At 76.9% G+C, this 299-nt stretch carries 1 pseudogene; it reads right to left on the bottom strand.

Annotated elements, in window-relative coordinates:
- Positions 1 to 299 (bottom strand): annotated as a pseudogene (locus G3I40_RS02115) (sensor histidine kinase); the annotation flags it as partial.

Raw genomic sequence — 299 nt, forward strand, 5'->3', positions numbered from 1 at the left:
GCCGCCCGCGAGCGCGTACCCGGTGAACGCCGCGGCGAACAGCACCGCGACGCGTCCGGACCGCTGCCGCCCCACCGTGTACAGCACGGCGGCCAGGGCGGGCAGACCGCAGACGACGAACCGGCCGTACGTGGGCGGGCCGAGCAGCGTCGCGGCGCTGACGGTCACCGCCGTGAGCATCGGCAGCGTACGCAGGAACGCGAGGGGGACCGTCGCGCCGAGGGCGAGCGCGATCGGGCCGAGGAAGTCGGCGTGGTCGGTGCGCCCGGGGAGCAGGACCTCGGCGAGCGCGAGCACGG

This window comes from Streptomyces sp. SID14478, from assembly GCF_010548525.1.
Classification (GTDB): domain Bacteria; phylum Actinomycetota; class Actinomycetes; order Streptomycetales; family Streptomycetaceae; genus Streptomyces.